19 protein-coding genes and 1 tRNA gene are annotated in these 14,564 nt (G+C 65.6%); 13 read left to right on the top strand and 7 right to left on the bottom strand.

Annotated features, from left to right (window positions below; translation table 11 throughout):
- Positions 1-50 precede the first annotated feature (50 nt).
- The gene (locus tag P7D22_RS06055) at positions 51-1,241 is read left to right on the top strand and encodes an MFS transporter (RefSeq protein ID WP_319933319.1); all 1,191 of its coding nucleotides are present in this window, start codon (positions 51-53) and stop codon (positions 1,239-1,241) included.
- A gap of 64 nt (positions 1,242-1,305) precedes the next feature.
- Here P7D22_RS06055 and gor read toward each other — a convergent pair whose 3' ends face one another.
- The 3 genes from gor to rpiA are packed head-to-tail and all read right to left on the bottom strand — an operon-like array spanning position 1,306 to position 4,028.
- Positions 1,306-2,694, bottom strand: coding sequence for a glutathione-disulfide reductase (gor, locus tag P7D22_RS06050; protein WP_319933318.1), 1,389 nt, complete (start codon positions 2,692-2,694; stop codon positions 1,306-1,308).
- A gap of 37 nt (positions 2,695-2,731) precedes the next feature.
- Positions 2,732-3,298 (bottom strand): DUF2059 domain-containing protein, encoded by a 567-nt coding sequence (locus P7D22_RS06045; protein ID WP_319933317.1) that lies wholly within the window; start codon positions 3,296-3,298, stop codon positions 2,732-2,734.
- Between the two features lie 4 nt (positions 3,299-3,302).
- Complete coding sequence (gene rpiA / locus P7D22_RS06040) at positions 3,303-4,028, bottom strand: ribose-5-phosphate isomerase RpiA (RefSeq protein WP_319933316.1); 726 nt, start codon at positions 4,026-4,028, stop codon at positions 3,303-3,305.
- Positions 4,029-4,369: 341 nt separating this feature from the next.
- On the opposite strand from rpiA, the gene P7D22_RS06035 reads away from it, so the two are divergent.
- Positions 4,370-4,690: a hypothetical protein gene (locus tag P7D22_RS06035; protein ID WP_319933315.1), complete on the top strand. Its 321-nt coding sequence runs from the start codon at positions 4,370-4,372 to the stop codon at positions 4,688-4,690.
- 156 nt (positions 4,691-4,846) lie between these two features.
- On the opposite strand, the gene P7D22_RS06030 is transcribed toward P7D22_RS06035, so the two are convergent.
- On the bottom strand, positions 4,847-5,260 hold the full coding sequence (locus P7D22_RS06030) for a hypothetical protein (protein WP_442916035.1): 414 nt from the start codon (positions 5,258-5,260) through the stop codon (positions 4,847-4,849).
- 112 nt (positions 5,261-5,372) lie between these two features.
- Between P7D22_RS06030 and P7D22_RS06025 the strand changes: the two genes are divergently transcribed.
- From P7D22_RS06025 to P7D22_RS06010, 4 genes are all read left to right on the top strand, one after another.
- Positions 5,373-6,059, top strand: a complete 687-nt coding sequence (locus P7D22_RS06025) for an HAD family hydrolase (protein WP_319933314.1) — start codon at positions 5,373-5,375, stop codon at positions 6,057-6,059.
- Positions 6,060-6,106: 47 nt separating this feature from the next.
- Positions 6,107-6,181, top strand: a tRNA-Val gene (locus P7D22_RS06020).
- A gap of 392 nt (positions 6,182-6,573) precedes the next feature.
- Entirely contained in the window at positions 6,574-7,899 is a 1,326-nt protein-coding gene (locus P7D22_RS06015; protein ID WP_319933313.1) for a hypothetical protein, read from the top strand.
- A 154-nt stretch (positions 7,900-8,053) separates the two neighbouring features.
- Positions 8,054-8,242 carry a hypothetical protein gene (locus P7D22_RS06010; RefSeq protein ID WP_319933312.1) on the top strand — a complete coding sequence of 63 codons (189 nt, stop codon included), beginning with the start codon at positions 8,054-8,056 and terminating at the stop codon, positions 8,240-8,242.
- A gap of 134 nt (positions 8,243-8,376) precedes the next feature.
- On the opposite strand, the gene P7D22_RS06005 is transcribed toward P7D22_RS06010, so the two are convergent.
- The 3 genes from P7D22_RS06005 to P7D22_RS05995 are packed head-to-tail and all read right to left on the bottom strand — an operon-like array spanning position 8,377 to position 9,838.
- A complete protein-coding gene (locus P7D22_RS06005) occupies positions 8,377-8,514 on the bottom strand; it encodes a hypothetical protein (protein ID WP_319933311.1) in 138 nt (45 codons plus the stop codon).
- 26 nt (positions 8,515-8,540) lie between these two features.
- Positions 8,541-8,906, bottom strand: a complete 366-nt coding sequence (locus P7D22_RS06000) for a hypothetical protein (protein ID WP_319933310.1) — start codon at positions 8,904-8,906, stop codon at positions 8,541-8,543.
- On the bottom strand, positions 8,906-9,838 hold the full coding sequence (locus P7D22_RS05995; protein WP_319933309.1) for a polyprenyl synthetase family protein: 933 nt from the start codon (positions 9,836-9,838) through the stop codon (positions 8,906-8,908). The genes P7D22_RS06000 and P7D22_RS05995 overlap by 1 nt, the downstream gene beginning before the upstream one ends.
- Positions 9,839-9,979: 141 nt before the next feature.
- Between P7D22_RS05995 and hisB the strand changes: the two genes are divergently transcribed.
- The 7 genes from hisB to coaA are packed head-to-tail and all read left to right on the top strand — an operon-like array spanning position 9,980 to position 14,557.
- Complete coding sequence (hisB, locus tag P7D22_RS05990; protein WP_319933308.1) at positions 9,980-10,573, top strand: imidazoleglycerol-phosphate dehydratase HisB; 594 nt, start codon at positions 9,980-9,982, stop codon at positions 10,571-10,573.
- Between the two features lie 4 nt (positions 10,574-10,577).
- On the top strand, positions 10,578-11,057 hold the full coding sequence (locus tag P7D22_RS05985) for a DUF2628 domain-containing protein (RefSeq protein ID WP_319933307.1): 480 nt from the start codon (positions 10,578-10,580) through the stop codon (positions 11,055-11,057).
- Positions 11,054-11,704, top strand: a complete 651-nt coding sequence (gene hisH / locus P7D22_RS05980; protein WP_319933306.1) for an imidazole glycerol phosphate synthase subunit HisH — start codon at positions 11,054-11,056, stop codon at positions 11,702-11,704. The genes P7D22_RS05985 and hisH overlap by 4 nt, the downstream gene beginning before the upstream one ends.
- Complete coding sequence (gene hisA / locus P7D22_RS05975) at positions 11,701-12,447, top strand: 1-(5-phosphoribosyl)-5-[(5-phosphoribosylamino)methylideneamino]imidazole-4-carboxamide isomerase (protein WP_319933305.1); 747 nt, start codon at positions 11,701-11,703, stop codon at positions 12,445-12,447. The genes hisH and hisA overlap by 4 nt, the downstream gene beginning before the upstream one ends.
- Complete coding sequence (gene hisF, locus P7D22_RS05970) at positions 12,440-13,216, top strand: imidazole glycerol phosphate synthase subunit HisF (protein WP_319933304.1); 777 nt, start codon at positions 12,440-12,442, stop codon at positions 13,214-13,216. Before hisA ends, hisF begins: the two co-directional genes overlap by 8 nt.
- On the top strand, positions 13,213-13,542 hold the full coding sequence (locus P7D22_RS05965; protein WP_319933303.1) for a phosphoribosyl-ATP diphosphatase: 330 nt from the start codon (positions 13,213-13,215) through the stop codon (positions 13,540-13,542). Before hisF ends, P7D22_RS05965 begins: the two co-directional genes overlap by 4 nt.
- A gap of 55 nt (positions 13,543-13,597) precedes the next feature.
- A complete protein-coding gene (gene coaA / locus P7D22_RS05960; RefSeq protein WP_319933302.1) occupies positions 13,598-14,557 on the top strand; it encodes a type I pantothenate kinase in 960 nt (319 codons plus the stop codon).
- Positions 14,558-14,564 lie beyond the last annotated feature (7 nt).

Below are 14,564 nucleotides of genomic sequence, written 5' to 3'. Positions count from 1 at the left end.
GCTCAGCTTGCGCTTCATGCCGGGCTGCTTCTTTCGAGCGATTTGCCGACATGCCCGCCGCCTCCTCTCTGGCCGCCCTGTTGATTTCGGTGTTCGTACTGATCACCGGCAATGGGGTGCTGAATACCCTGGTGCCGCTGCGCACCAAGCTCGACGGCTTCCCGGAACTGGCGATCGGCCTCGTCGGCTCGGCCTATTTCGGAGGCATGCTGCTCGGCAGCTTCCTGTCGGCGGCGGTACTGCGGCGGCTTGGGGCGAAGTTCGCCTTCGTGGTCTTCGCCGGCATGACGATCGTCTCGGCCATCCTGTTCCCGCTGGCCGAAAGCCCGCTCAGCTGGATGGCGCTGCGCGCCTTGCTGGGCTTTGCCTTCGCGGGGCTCTACGCCGTGCTCGAGGCCTGGCTGAACGCGCGCTCGAACAATTCCAACCGGGGCGGCGTCTACGCTTTGTATCAGATGGTCACCTTCGGGGGCAGCGCCGCCGGCCAGGAAATCATCGCCACCATGAAGCCGCAGGCCGACGTGCTGTTCGCCATCGCGGCGCTCTGCCTCGCGGCCGCCATCGTGCCGATCCTGCTGACGCGGGGCAGCGTGCCGCGCGTGTCGCGTTCGGTGTCGCTGCAGCTGCGTTGGATGGCGCGGTTGTCGCCGATCGGCACGGTCTCGGCCGCCTGCATCGGTGCCGCCAACGGCAACTTCTATGCGCTGGCCCCCGTCTATGGCCTCGGCCTCGGCCTGTCGTCCGCCCATGTGGCGACCTTCATGACGGCCACCATCATGGGCACCGCGCTCGCGGTCTATCCCGTGGCGCGGTTGTCGGACGGGCATGACCGCCGCCTGGTTCTGACGGTGTTCTCCGCCATCGGTATTCTGGCCGAATCCATGCTGGCCATGACCAGCCACGGCTCGATGCTGTTGATCTCCTGCCTCGGCTTGTCGATCGGCGCCTCGACGATGGTGCTTTATACGGTAGCGATCAGCCACGTGAATGATCGCGCCGGCCCGGACAACGGCGTCGAGGTGTCCTCGACCATGTTGTTCTTATATTGCGTCGGCGCCATCGTGGGCCCGGCCGTCGGCTCGGTCGGCATGGCATGGTTCGGGCCCGCGGCCCTGTTCGTGCAGAACGCCGCCGTCCATGCGGCGCTGGTGGGCTTCACGGTGTGGCACCTCGTGTGCCGCGACGGATGGATGCCGGTCCTGCCGCGGCTGCGGCGGCCCCTGGGTCGTTTGCGGGCCTGATCGCAGTCTCTCGACAGCCCCGCCTTGCACGGGCGAAATGATTTCCATTTGGCCCTGACAGCCTTCAGGCGGCCTCCGCCACACCGCGCGTGTGGCGGGCCGTCCTGGTCCGCATCGTCACCAGTTCCTCGGCCGCCGTCGGATGTACCGCCATCGTGGCATCGAACTGCGCCTTGGTGGCCCCCATGTGGACCGCGATCGCGACGGCCTGGATCACCTCGCCCGCCTCGTGGCCCAGGATGTGGACGCCCAGCACGCGGTCGGTGATCCCGTCGACCAGGATCTTCATCACGGTCTTCTCGGCCCGTCCCGACAAGGTCGCCTTCATGGGCCGGAACGCAGCCTTGTAGACATCCACGACGTCGAACCGCTCCCGGGCGTCGGCCTCGGTCAGGCCGACGGTGCCGACCTCCGGCGTGGTGAACACCGCCGAGGCCACATTGGCATGGTCGGTGGCGCGGTCGCGACCGCCGAACAGGGTGTCGGCCAGGAGATGACCCTCGCGGATCGCCACGGGCGTCAGGTTGATGCGATCGGTAACGTCGCCGACCGCATGGATCGAGGGCACGCTGGTTGTCGAAAAGCGATCGACCCGGATGGCGCCGCTTGCGTCGAGCTGAACGCCCGCTGCCTCGAGGCCGAGGCCGGCAGTCAACGGAACGCGCCCCGTGGCGGCTAGCACCTGATCAACCTCCACGGTCGTGCCGTCATCGAGATGCACACGCAGGCCGCCATCGACCCGTTCGATCCGCGTCGGACTTGTGCGCGGCCGCAGGTCGATGCCCGCATGGCCGAGGGCCTCGCTCAGCCCCGCCTGCATGTCGTGGTCGAAGCCGCGCAGGACCGCGTCGCCGCGGTACACCACCGTCACGGCGCTGCCGAGCCGCACGAAGGCGGATGCGAATTCCAACGCGATATAGCCGCTGCCGATCGCCAACAGGCGCTTCGGAAAGGCAGGCAGATCGAAGATCTCGTTCGACGAGATCGCGAGATCGATGCCGGGAATGTCGGGATGGAAGACGGGATGCGATCCCGTCGCCACCAGGATGTGCCGGGCAGACACCTCGGCTCCGGTGTCGAGCCCGATGCGGTTCGGGCCCAGCACCGTGGCCCGGTTGGCATGGATCGTCACCCCGGCCTTGACCAGGTTGGCGCGGTAGATGTCGGACAAGCGCGACACCTCGGCCTCCTTGCCGGCCACCAGCTTCGGCCAGGAGAACCGCGCGGCCCCGACCTCCCATCCGAAGCCGGCCGCATCCGCGAAATCGTCGGCAAAACGGCTGGCATAAACATAAAGCTTCTTCGGCACGCAGCCGCGGATCACGCAGGTGCCCCCGAGGCGGTAGGATTCCGCCAGCGCCACGCGGGCTCCGTGATTGGCGGCGATGCGCGCCGCACGGACGCCGCCTGAGCCGCCCCCGATCACGAAGAAGTCGACGTCGTGCTCCGCCATACCGCCCTGCCCTCGACCGGAGCCCGGCCCCGCTGCTTCAGAAATCCTGGCCCTTGGCCTTCATCTCGTCGTGCACGCGCTGCATCATGTAGCTCGACAGCGACTGGGTCCAGGTCTGCATCGCGACCACGACCTCGTCCAGCATGGCAGGCTGCACTTCGACGTATTTCATGCCGACCGGCGATTTGAAGAAGGCGGCCGCCTGCTCGAGCTCGTCCTGGCTCATGTGCCGGGCGTAGATCTTGGCCGCGATCTCGGTCATCTCGTCACCCTTCTTGGTGAAGTCGGGCTCGAGCTGCTTCAGCACGATCTGCAGGTTGTCCTTCAGCTCGGGCCGCGTGCGGGTCAGCAGAGGCACGATCTGACCCGACAGCTGCGGCACCATCGGCGTGAACGAGCGCGACATGCCCGAGGCGACCACCAGGGCGCGACCGGCCGCAACAGCGGCGGCTGGCGGCTCGGGCTGCCCGACGTCCGGCACGGTCGGAGCCTGGGCGGCGGGCGGCGGGGCGGCCGCAGGCGCGGTCTGGGCCTGCGCCGAGGCTGCACCGAGCAACAAGGCCACCGCGACGCCGCGGCCCAGGGTGGCGAAAACTGACTGCATCACATCATGTCCCATTCTTGACTGAAGGGTCGATCACCCGCGTTCCGCCCGCCGTCGCGAGCACCACCGCGGTGGCCAGACCGATAAAGAGACCGTGCTCGACGACGCCCGGCACAGCCAGCAAGGCGGCCGCCAGCGCTTCGGGCGCCGGGATGGCGCCAAGCGGAAGATCGAGGATCAGATGGCCGCCGTCGGTGATGAAAGGCCCAGATCCTGTCTTGGCCGGACGCAGGCGGGCCTCGTCGGGCAGCCCGAGACTGCGGCAGACCTCGGCCACGAGGCGGCGCGTGGCGCCGAGCCCGAAAGGATTGACCTCGACCGGCAGAGGAAAGCGGCCGAGGGTTTCGACCTGCTTCGACGCATCGGCCACCACCACCATGCGGTGCGCCGCCGCGGCGACGATCTTCTCACGCAGCAGGGCGCCGCCACCGCCCTTGATGAGCCGCAAGGCGGGGTCGAATTCGTCGGCTCCGTCAACCACGAGGTCGAGTTCCGGCATCGCATCGAGCGTCGTCATCGGAATGCCGGCCGCCCGCGCCTGGGCCTCGGTGGCTTCCGAGGTGGCCACGCAGGTGATTTTCAGCCCTTGACTGACCTTCGTGGCCAGTTGCGCGACAAACAGCGTCGCCGTGGAGCCGGTGCCGAGGCCGAGCCGCATACCGTCCTGAACGAAGTCGAGCGCGCGGGCGGCCGCGAGCGCCTTCAGGTCGTTCTGGTTCGCCTCGGGCATGAAAGGCATCTCATCGGCATCGCGCCAGCGGGTGGTCACGGGGTCCGACCGGTATCGCCTCCCGCCCGAAAAGGCAATTCGCGCCGGCCGGGCTGAAAGCCGCGAGGACGAAGGGGAGATCGCCCTCTCGCCCGATCGGCCAGCCGGCCAACCGGCCAACCGGCCACCGCAGCACGTTCGCCTTTGTCCGGTTGGCGCAGGGCTTCAAAGGCTTCGCGGTGCCTGAACAACAGCCGTCGAACCGCTTCATGTTCCATTCAGCCGCAACGCCTTAGCTTCGGTTTCGTCGAGACCGGCCCGAGCAGACCTCCGGTCCACCTTCATCACCCAAGGGGCGTCCCATGTCCTTCATCAAGACCACCATGGCGGCCGGCATTGCGGCCGCGGTTCTGGCTGCCGGCATCGCAGGCAGCGCAACACCGGCGGCGGCCGGCGGCTGGGGCGGCCCCTTCGCGGGTGGCCTGATCGGCGGCCTCGCGGCCGGAGCTCTGCTGAGCGGCGCGACCCGGCCGGCCTACGCCTCGGGCTACGGCTATGGTTATGCGCCGGCCTATGGCTATGCCCCGGTGCAGGCCTATGCTCCCTGCTACCGCGAACGCACGCCTGTCTACGACGCCTATGGCACCTTTGTCGGCTACCGGCCCGTGCGGGTTTGCGACTGATCTTGCTTTCGCGGTCGCGGCGTCTTCGAGCGGGTGATGGTCCCCGCGCCTAGCAGCCGCATCGCGTCCGAACTTGCGGTCGGGCCACCTGGCTCGACCAAGAGCGAACCCTCCGGTTAGCGCCCCACCGGAGGGTTTTCGCGCGTCCGCCCGGCGTCACTTGGCCGGAGGGGTACACACCACCGATTCATTCAGCACATAGCAGATCGACATGGTGCCGGTGCGCAGGTCGACCCGGAAGACACCACCCTCCCGCTCGTGCCGCGACGCCACCAGCCCATATTCGCTTTGCGCCTGGCTGCCGCCGCCTTCGCCCGGCGGGTAGCACAACGTCGTGCCGACCGCGGCCTTGGCGTCCTTGGCATCGGGACTGGCCTCGGCCGAAAGGCCGTATTGGCAGGCCGACATTTCCCCCGTGGCCTTGTCGACCCGGTACACGCGGTTGAGGTCGGTTTCCGGCGCCGCCAGGAACTCGTAGCTGGCCGCCTGCGCGGCCCCGAGCCCCGCCCCAAGCAGCATCGCGCCCCAAGCCAGCAGGGCGCCCCATCGTTTCAACAGCCTGACACGCATGCGACCGGACCCCTCGAATCAGCGCGATCATTCCGCAAACGCGGCCGCGGTTCAAATCGCGTGTTTCCGGCGCCGCGCTGTGCCATAGGGCGGTCACAACCTGGAACCCCGCATGACCGCTCCCCTGGTGCTCTTCGATCTCGACGGCACGCTGGCCGAAACGGCCGGCGACCTGATGGCGGCGCTGAACGTCGTCCTCGGCCAGGAAGGCGTGCCGCCGCTGCCGGTCGAACAAGCCAGGATGCTGCTCGGTGCCGGCGGCCGTGCCCTGATCAAGCGCGGTTTCGCGACGGCGGGGCGCAGCTTGACGCCCGAGCAGCTCGAGCGGCTTTTCGCCGACTTCCTGCGGGATTACGAAAGCCACATCGCAGCCCGCTCACACCTGTTCCCGGGCGTCGAGGCGGCGCTCGACCGGTTGGAAGCGGTCGGCTACGCCTTCGCGGTCTGCACCAACAAGATGGAGACCACGTCGCTGATGCTGCTCGACGCCCTCGGGGTCACGGGCCGCTTCCGCGCGATCTGTGGGCAGGACAGTTTCGCGTTCCACAAGCCGGACGCCCGAACCCTGCCGGCCGTGATCGCGCAAGCCGGCGGCGCGCCGAACCGCGCCGTGATGGTGGGCGACTCGATCACCGATATCGCGGCCGCCAAGAACGCCGGCATCCCGGTGATCGCGGTGGATTTCGGCTATACCGACGTGCCGGTGCAGGACCTCGGCCCGGACCGGGTGATCTCTCATTTCGATGCGTTGCTCGAGGCCGTGACGGCGCTGCTGCCGCCCGACGCCGTTTCGGCTTGACGGCAACCGCCCTCCCCGCGTAAACGCTCCGCACCGCACATCGGCGCGGGCGCGTAGCTCAGCGGGAGAGCACTCCCTTCACACGGGAGGGGTCACAGGTTCAATCCCTGTCGCGCCCACCATTATTTCAAAACCCATAGATGGACCAAGAGCACGTTGATAGTGCCTCCGCGTGTGTCTGCGCGGATAAAGTCTGGCAAGCTATCGCTCTGTCTATCACGTTGGCAGGTTATGATAAGAAAAACATTTGCAGCTTGCGATTGACGCAAGTCACATTACGACACCTTAAGCTTAGCGTTTTTCAGAACGCAACTCAGACGCGCCAATCACTAGATTGTATTGATTTTTATCATACAACGGCTTTAAGTGTACTGATTTGCAGAGTTTTCTTTAATTAGGTCCTGTTTGATCATCGAGCGCTCATAGCTAAGTCGAAAGAACCCAGTTCAACTGCCACAGTTGACGGGAGAGCAGTTTACTGAAATTTGTTCAGCTAGGTCAGGGGAACTTCGCATTGCGTTTATTTAAACACCCGCTCTTGCGTGATGAACGCGTTCTGATCGCTCTTGCCCTGCTCCTAGGCTTCATAGGCCGCAGCCTCTGGGCGTTGCACTATCACAATGGGATGGGCGAAGCCCAAAATGCCGCTATCGGCCTTGCCACAAATGGCTACATCAGCGACGTATATCGCCCCAAGGGCACAGTTTTTTGGCCAGACGGCCTGCCGTCTGCACATTTACTGCCAATTCCGATTGGGATTGCAGCCGCGGTGTACAAAGTTACAGGCATAGAAACGGCGGCATCTACGGTGCTTTTAACCCTGATTGCAATCGCAACCACTTTCACCGGATATCTGCTGCTCTACCGTTTATTTAAGACATTGGGCCTGACTAAGTTCTTCCGTCTTGGCGCAATGTTAACTCTTTGCCTTGTGTTGTTGAACGCTCATCTCGAAACAGAGGACTTCAGGTTTTGGGAGGGTGGTTATGCGGTCGCTGGCATGGCGGCTTTTCTGTTAATGCTCTATCAAATGGATGGACAGCTTCGCATATCCTGGATGAGCATTGCCGCAGTCGCTCTTCTGAACGCACTTCTTTTTTTCATCAGCCCGCAGTTTGGTATTGGCGGATATGTATGCCTCGCGCTTTTTTCGTTCCGCAGATTAACGAAAGCCCGATGGGCGACGATGGCAGTGGCATGCATCGCTGCCTTAGCTCTGTTCATCGGGCCCTGGGCCCTACGTAACCAACGTGTCATGGGACATCCAATTCTCCTTCGAAGTAACCTCGGCCTCGAGCTTGCGCTGGCCTTCAATGATAATGCGCTCAATCCAGATCAAGGTGAGGGCTTCAAGGATCAGCTTTTCAGCATCCATCCGAATGCAGATGATAACAGCTATGCCCGCATGCGTTTGGCAGGGGGAGAGGTTGCTTATGCAAACCTACTTGGAGCGCAGACCTATGAGTGGGTGAAACAGCACCCTTTTTCGACAGCTAAGCTCGCAGTCCAGCATCTTATAAGCTATGTATTTCCCCAGCCCTGGATGCTCACTATATACTACGCTAGAGGTCCGAATTTTTTCGACTACATCAGAATTGCGATTTTTTGGTTAGTCTCTTTGTTTGGTTTGGCTGGTTTATTTATTTGCCTAGTCCAAGATTGGAGAAAATTTCAATATATTGCTGCTATGATAATAGTGTCTAGCTCCCCCTATGCAATAGTCCAGCCCATACTACGATATCACTATAATCTATTTGGTTTGCTGATTTTCTTTTCGTTCTTTTTATTTGAATCTATCTATTCGAAAATACGCTCATCTCCGCTGAGCTATAGACCGTAGTCTCCTTCACTACTTCACTCTTAGGTTGAGCTGCGTTATTAACGAAATTAATGTGCCTGAAAGATTATGGGAATGGAACAGGCTTGATGACGCCCCACAAAGGCCCGCTTGTGTAAACACGAGGCGCTCAATAGTGACATTCTAAGGAAAGCTCTTGAACACGGATCAGATCGTAGCAGCCATCCTAGCCGCGGCACAAACCGCAGCCGATGGTCACAACCGCGCCGACACCTACGTCACAAATTTTCGCATTATGCTGGCAAAGCTGCGGGAGGGTAATGTCCCGAGCAGCGAGGCAGCGTTGCAGGCCGTCGAGCCCGGTAGCGATTTACCGGCCGAGTGATCGAGTCGGTGACAATCCAAGCTGGATTACTTTCATGCATGTCGTGCTCACAGGGCGGCAACGTCGCCGGCCGCTGGAGCTTCCGCCCGAGGCATTAGTCTTGGGCAAAAGCGCGCGCTATGATCACGGCGAAGCTAATTTAAATCGGTCACCAGAGTGCTCGGTGGACGTGGCGTCATAACCTGCAGCAGCAGGAGCGCGCCGCGCTTTTCTGGCCCGGCCAGCACCTCCCAGGCCATCCAGGAAAGCGGCAGCACCTTCGGGGCCGGCATGCGGTTCGGCTTCTGACGCGCGGGCCTCAGCGCGGCCGATCGCCTTCCTGCATGGCGGCAGCCTTGCACATGAAGACGCCAGGACCTGGCGTGGTCGCCGGCCGGTAGATGTTCGACGCGGTGTCGACCCGCACCACGGCGTCATCCGGACACCGGCGTTGTGCCGCCGCAGCGGTCGAAAACCGCAAGCCTCCATTCACCACGACATCGGCCAGAGGCGAGCGCGGCAGGTCGGCCGCGAAACTGCGCGGCACCGTCGGCGCGATCGGATCGCTGATCATACCGGTGGCCTCGGGCCGGCTGGCTACAGGCGCACAGGCGGCCAGGGCCAAGCCCAGCGCGCCCGCGATGCCGGCTGTCACCACGCGGATCGAGGCGCCGCCGCCGCGCATCAGCTCTTGCGCGCCACCGTGAAGCGCGCCGCCTCGCTCAAAATGGCGGTACGCTCGCCGAGGCCGGTGGCCACCAGCGCCTCCTGGGCCTCGCGGGCCAGCAGGTCGCGGCGCGCCTTGGCGGCTTCGAGGCCGAGGGCCGCCACGAGGGTCGCCTTGTTACGCCCGGCATCCTTGCCGGCCGCCTTGCCGAGCGTGGCGGTGTCGCCTTCCGCGTCGAGGATGTCGTCGGCCACCTGGAAGGCGGCGCCGAGGGCCCGGCCGTAGCGCAGGAGCGCCTCGCGCTGTTCGGGCGTGGCGCCGCCCAGGATGGCGCCCGCCTCGACGGCGAACAGCAGCAGCGCTCCGGTCTTCATGGATTGCATCTGAAGCACGAAGTCCGGGGTGTGCGGTTCCGTGCGGCGCTCGGCCTCGAGGTCGAGCGCCTGGCCGCCCGCCATGCCGCCGAGCCCGGAGGCGCGGGCCAGCGCCAACACCAGATCGGCCCGCACCTGCGGGTCGGGGTGGGTTTCGGGCCCTGCCACGACATCGAACGCATAGGTCAGCAGCGCGTCGCCCGACAAGATCGCGGTCGCCTCGTCGAATGCCTTGTGGGCGGTTGGGCGGCCGCGGCGCAGGTCGTCATCGTCCATGGCCGGCAGATCGTCGTGCACCAGCGAATAACAATGGATCATCTCGAGGGCCGCGCCGGCCCGCAGCGGCCCGACACCCTCGACCCCGAACAGGCGGGCGGTCTCGACCACCAGGAACGGCCGCAGCCGCTTGCCGCCGCCGAGCGTCGAATACCGCATGGCCTCGAGCAGCCGGCCGGGGCGCACCACCTCGCCGGGCAGTCCCGTCGGGGCCAGCAATCCGTCGAGCGTGGTCTCGATGGCGTCGGCCACGGCCGTCAAGCGGGATTGGAACGCGGTGTCGATGCTGTCGGCGGTCATGGACGCTCCTCTTCGGGCGACATGGGAACGCGCCACGCGGGCGTTATTTTCCCCCCGGCCGTCGAGGTCAAGCGGCAGGCGCGCAGCACGAGTGGCCAACCGCCCTGCCCCTTGCTAGAAGCCCCGCAGCGGGAGGCATGAATGCGGCAGGCCACGGTCAAACGGAACACGCGGGAAACCGACATCGCGGTGTCGGTCAACCTCGACGGCACCGGCACGGCCGACACCGAGACCGGCATCGGCTTCTTCGACCACATGCTCGACCAGATCGGCCGCCACGCGCTGATCGACCTCACCGTGCGGGCGCGGGGCGACCTGCAGGTCGACGACCACCACACGGTGGAAGACACCGGCCTCGCGCTCGGCCAGGCGGTGCGCGAAGCGCTGGGCGACAAGCGCGGCATCGTGCGCTATGCCGACGTGCATCTGCCGATGGACGAAACCTTGACCCGGGTGGCGCTCGACTTTTCGGGCCGGCCCTTCCTGGTGTTCCGCACCAGCTTCGACCGGCCGAAGATCGGCAGCTTCGACACCGAGCTCGTCCGCGAGTTCTTCCAGGCCTTCGCCATGCAGGCGCATGCGACCCTGCACATCGAGACGCTTTACGGCTTCAACAACCACCATATCGCCGAATCCTGCTTCAAGGGCCTGGCACGCGCCTTGCGAGTGGCGGTCGCGGTGGACCCGGCGCAGGCCGACCGCATCCCGTCGACAAAGGGCACATTGGGGAGCTGAGCCGATGGCCCTCTACACGGTTCACGTCCCCGAAACGGCCGGCGATGGTTTTGCACGCGGCGAGGCCACGGTGCTGGTGCGCGAAGGTTTTAGCCCAAGCGCTTGTTTGTTTGGATTCTGCTATCTCGTGTGGCACCGGCTATGGGCCGCCATGGTGGCCTATGCGGTCCTTGTGGCGGCGATCGCGGCTTTGGCGATTGTGATGCATCCGCCGTTGATCGGCCTCGTGGCATTGCTGGTCCTGATGCACCTTTATCTCGGCGCCGAGGGGCCGGACCTGCGTCGCTGGGATCTGGCGCGACGCGGCCTCGCCCTGCGCGACATCGTATCGGCACCGGACCTCGAGACGGCCGAACGGTTGTTCTTTACCCGGCAGCCGGCTTGGCCAGCCGCGGTCCCGTCGCGCCCACACCGGGCCGCCTGGCACAACCGTGGCGCCACGCCGGCCGTCATCGGCCTGTTCCCGGAAGGCGACGGCACATGACGGTCGCGATCGTCGATTACGGGTCCGGCAACCTCAACTCGGCCCAGAAGGCTTTCGAGCGCGCCGCCCGCGAGCAAGACGTGCCGCCGGCCGTGGTGGTGACGAGCGACCCTGACGTGCTGCGGCGCGCCGACCGCATCGTGTTGCCGGGCGTTGGCGCCTTTGCGGATTGCATGCGAGGCCTCGATGCCGTGCCGGGCTTGCGCGACGCCATGACCGAAGCCGTGGTGCGCGACGGCAAGCCGTTTCTCGGCATCTGCGTCGGCATGCAGCTTCTGGCGTCGCGCGGGCTCGAACATGTCGAGACGGCCGGGCTCGATTGGATCGCCGGCGACGTGGCCGCACTGCGGCCGGCCGACCCGCACCTCAAGGTGCCCCATATGGGCTGGAACACGATCGAGTCCCGCCGCCCGCATGCGCTGCTGGCCGGCATTCCGACCGGCACCGATGGTCTGCATGCGTATTTCGTGCATTCCTACCAGCTTTACGCGACCCGGCCCGACGACATCGTGGCGGCGGCCGACTATGGTGGTCCCTTGACCGCCTTTGTGGCGCGCCACAACGTTGCGGGCACCCAGTTCCACCCCGAGAAAAGCCAGGCGCTCGGCTTGGCCCTCATCGCCAACTTCCTCCGGTGGGCGCCATGATCTTGTTTCCCGCCATCGACCTGAAGAACGGCGAATGCGTGCGCCTCGTGCAGGGCGACATGGATCAGGCGACGGTGTTCAACGCCGATCCCGCCGCCCAGGCGGCTGATTTCGAAAGCCAAGGTTTTACGCACCTGCATGTGGTCGACCTCGACGGCGCCTTCGCGGGCACGCCCGTCAATGCGGCCGCCGTGGAAGCCATCATCGACCGCGTCCGCATGCCGGTGCAGCTCGGCGGCGGCATCCGGGACATCCGCACGGCCGAGCATTGGCTGCGCCGTGGCATTCGCCGGGTGATCATCGGCACCGCGGCCGTCAAGGACCCGGGCTTCGTGCGCGAAGCCGCGCGCTTGTTCCCGGGCCAGGTGGCGGTCGGGGTCGATGCGCGCGACGGCTTCGTGGCGGTCGATGGCTGGGCCCGTGCCTCGAGCATGAATGCCATCGATCTCGGCCGCCGCTTCGAGGATGCCGGCGTCGAGGCCATCGTCTACACAGACATCGCCCGCGACGGCATGATGAAGGGCCTCAACATCGAGGGGACGATCGCGCTCGCCGAGGCCATCGCGATCCCGGTGATCGCCTCGGGCGGGCTCGCCTCGCTGGCCGACGTGGAGCGTCTGTGCCAGCCCGATTGCGCCCGCATCGCCGGCGCCATCACGGGCCGGGCGCTTTACGACGGGCGGCTCGACCCGAGCGAGGCGCTGGCCACCCTGGCGCGGCACGCGAAAACCGCCCATGCTTAAGGCCCGCGTCATCCCCTGCCTCGACGTCAAGGACGGCCGCGTCGTCAAGGGCGTAAACTTCGTCGACCTGCGCGATGCCGGCGACCCGGTCGAATGCGCGGTCGCCTATGATGCGGCCGGCGCCGACGAACTCTGCTTTCTGGACATCACCGCGAGCCACGAGGACCGCGGCATCCTGCTCGACGTCGTGCGGCGCACGGCCGAACGCTGCTTCATGCCGTTGACGGTCGGCGGCGGCGTCCGCGGCGTGGCCGACATCCGCCAGCTGCTGTTGGCCGGCGCCGACAAGGTCTCGATCATGAGCGCGGCCGTCACCAACCGGGCCTTCGTGACCGAGGCGGCCGAAAAATTCGGCAGTCAATGCGTGGTCGTGGCGATCGACGCCAAGCGCGTGTCCGGTGCCGGCGAGTCGCCGCGTTGGGAGGTGTTCACGCATGGGGGTCGCCGTGCCACCGGCATCGACGCCGTCGGCTATGCCGAAGACGTCGTGGCGCGCGGCGCCGGTGAGTTGCTGCTCACCTCGATGGATCGCGACGGCACCAAGATCGGCTTCGACCTCGCGCTCACCCGTGCGGTCGCAGACCGGGTCGCGGTGCCGGTGATCGCCTCGGGCGGCGTCGGCACGCTCGACCACCTGGTCGAGGGCGTGCGCGACGGGCATGCCACGGCGGTGCTGGCCGCCTCCATCTTCCATTTCGGCACCTTCACGATCCGCGACGCCAAGGCCCATATGGCGGCCGCCGGATTGCCCATGAGGCTCGACGCATGACGGCCCCGGCCCGCTTCACCCTCGACACGCTCATTGCCCTGATCGAGACGCGCGCCCTGTCGGCGGTCGATCGCTCCTATACCCGCCAGCTGCTCGATGCCGGTCCGCCGCGCGTCGCCAAGAAGTTCGGCGAGGAGGCCATCGAGCTCGTCATTGCGACGCTCGGTGGCAAGCGCCCGGAGATCGTCGCCGAAGCCGCCGACGTCATATACCATCTCCTGGTGCTGCTGCAGGCAAGCGGGGTGCATCTCGACCATGTCGTGGAGGAGCTCGGGCGACGCACCCGGCAATCCGGGCTGGACGAGAAAGCTTCGCGCCCGGCCTGACCGTTCCTTCCTCGGCGACGCGTCGCCGTTTCGCTCAGGCCTGATCGGGCTTCGCATGAACCACAGGGTCAAGATCCCGCCGCGGCCGGTCGCCTCGCCGTACCGCAGCTTTTCCAGTGCCGAATGGGCTGCGCTGCGCGCCGACACGCCCCTGACGCTGACGGCAGACGACCTGACGCGGCTGCGCGCCACGAACGACCCCATCTCGCTCGAGGAGGTGGCCGCCATCTACCTGCCGTTGTCGCGGCTGATGGCGCTCTACGTCGCCTCGTCGCAAGGCTTGTTCAAGGCGACCCAGCGGTTTCTCGGGGCCGAGCCGGAAGGCAAGATGCCCTATCTGATCGGCGTGGCGGGCTCGGTGGCGGTCGGCAAGTCGACCACAGCGCGCGTCATGCGGGCCCTGTTGTCGCGCTGGCCCAACACCCCCAAGGTCGATCTCGTCACCACAGACGGCTTCCTGCACCCGAACCGGGTGCTGGAACAAAAGAACATCATGAACCGCAAAGGCTTCCCGGAAAGCTTCGATGCGTCCGCACTGCTGCGCTTCCTGTCGGACGTGAAAGCCGGCATGCGGGCCGTGCGGGCCCCGGTCTACAGCCACCTGACCTATGACATCGTCCCGGACGAATTCGTGGTGGTGGACAGGCCCGACATCCTGATCGTCGAAGGCTTGAACGTGCTGCTGCCCAACCGCGCCGGCACCGACATCCCCTTCGTGTCGGACTTCTTCGACTTCTCGATCTATCTCGACGCCGACGAGGCCCTGCTCGAACGCTGGTATGTCGAGCGCTTCATGCGACTGCGCCAGACGGCCTTCCGCGATCCGCGCTCGTATTTCCGGAAATATGCCGATCTGACCGATGCCAGGGCGACCGAGATCGCCCTGACGATCTGGCGGGACATCAACCTGCGCAACCTCGTCGAACACGTGCGCCCGACGCGCCCCCGGGCGAGCCTGATCCTGACCAAGGGTGCCAGCCATCGCATCGAGGATGTGGCGCTCCGCAAGCTCTGAAGACCCA

This window comes from Lichenihabitans sp. Uapishka_5 (genome assembly GCF_033947565.1).
GTDB lineage: Bacteria > Pseudomonadota > Alphaproteobacteria > Rhizobiales > Beijerinckiaceae > Lichenihabitans.
This window is presented reverse-complemented; position numbering and strand designations above follow the sequence as displayed.

Coding starts and splice junctions, on each gene's coding strand:
- P7D22_RS06025 (WP_319933314.1), top strand. CDS start 5,373: ATGACCGCTCCCCTGGTGCTCTTCGATCTCGACGGCACGCTGGCCGAA.
- hisH (WP_319933306.1), top strand. CDS start 11,054: ATGACGGTCGCGATCGTCGATTACGGGTCCGGCAACCTCAACTCGGCC.
- hisA (WP_319933305.1), top strand. CDS start 11,701: ATGATCTTGTTTCCCGCCATCGACCTGAAGAACGGCGAATGCGTGCGC.
- hisF (WP_319933304.1), top strand. CDS start 12,440: ATGCTTAAGGCCCGCGTCATCCCCTGCCTCGACGTCAAGGACGGCCGC.
- P7D22_RS06000 (WP_319933310.1), bottom strand. CDS start 8,906: ATGCGCGGCGGCGGCGCCTCGATCCGCGTGGTGACAGCCGGCATCGCG.
- rpiA (WP_319933316.1), bottom strand. CDS start 4,028: ATGCCCGAGGCGAACCAGAACGACCTGAAGGCGCTCGCGGCCGCCCGC.
- P7D22_RS06030 (WP_442916035.1), bottom strand. CDS start 5,260: ATGCGTGTCAGGCTGTTGAAACGATGGGGCGCCCTGCTGGCTTGGGGC.
- P7D22_RS06055 (WP_319933319.1), top strand. CDS start 51: ATGCCCGCCGCCTCCTCTCTGGCCGCCCTGTTGATTTCGGTGTTCGTA.
- gor (WP_319933318.1), bottom strand. CDS start 2,694: ATGGCGGAGCACGACGTCGACTTCTTCGTGATCGGGGGCGGCTCAGGC.
- P7D22_RS06035 (WP_319933315.1), top strand. CDS start 4,370: ATGTCCTTCATCAAGACCACCATGGCGGCCGGCATTGCGGCCGCGGTT.
- P7D22_RS05985 (WP_319933307.1), top strand. CDS start 10,578: ATGGCCCTCTACACGGTTCACGTCCCCGAAACGGCCGGCGATGGTTTT.
- hisB (WP_319933308.1), top strand. CDS start 9,980: ATGCGGCAGGCCACGGTCAAACGGAACACGCGGGAAACCGACATCGCG.
- P7D22_RS05995 (WP_319933309.1), bottom strand. CDS start 9,838: ATGACCGCCGACAGCATCGACACCGCGTTCCAATCCCGCTTGACGGCC.
- P7D22_RS06005 (WP_319933311.1), bottom strand. CDS start 8,514: ATGCCGGCCCCGAAGGTGCTGCCGCTTTCCTGGATGGCCTGGGAGGTG.
- P7D22_RS06045 (WP_319933317.1), bottom strand. CDS start 3,298: ATGCAGTCAGTTTTCGCCACCCTGGGCCGCGGCGTCGCGGTGGCCTTG.
- coaA (WP_319933302.1), top strand. CDS start 13,598: ATGAACCACAGGGTCAAGATCCCGCCGCGGCCGGTCGCCTCGCCGTAC.
- P7D22_RS05965 (WP_319933303.1), top strand. CDS start 13,213: ATGACGGCCCCGGCCCGCTTCACCCTCGACACGCTCATTGCCCTGATC.